The organism is Cellulomonas sp. GbtcB1 (assembly GCF_019091725.1).
In the GTDB taxonomy this organism is placed as follows: domain Bacteria; phylum Actinomycetota; class Actinomycetes; order Actinomycetales; family Cellulomonadaceae; genus Cellulomonas.
The window spans coordinates 1-267 of sequence record NZ_JAGXJG010000275.1 but is presented as its reverse complement, the minus strand read 5'-3'; the positions used below and the strand labels follow the sequence as shown (position 1 = coordinate 267).

Annotated in this window: 1 protein-coding gene; it reads left to right on the top strand. The window is 79.8% G+C overall.

Annotated elements, in window-relative coordinates:
- The coding region (locus tag KVT14_RS20455; protein ID WP_306795882.1) for a putative PEP-binding protein at nt 1-267 on the top strand (267 nt) is incomplete at both ends.

Sequence of the window (267 nt, the reverse complement as noted above, 5' to 3'; positions counted from 1 at the left end):
ACCGCCACCTCGGCGGAGCCACGGGCGTCCGCGGACGCCGTGCCCGCCGGGGGCCTGCGCCCCGCTGGCGCCATGGGCGAGGTGCCCGCCGCCGCGCTGCGCGCCGCCGCGGTGCTCGACGAGGTCGACTTCGTCTCGCTCGGCACCAACGCCCTGGCGCAGTACACGATGGCCGCCGACCGGCTGCGGGGCGAGCTCGTCGACCTGCTCGACGCCTGGCAGCCGTCCGTCCTGGAGCTCGTCGCGGCGACCGCCCGGGCGGGGGCG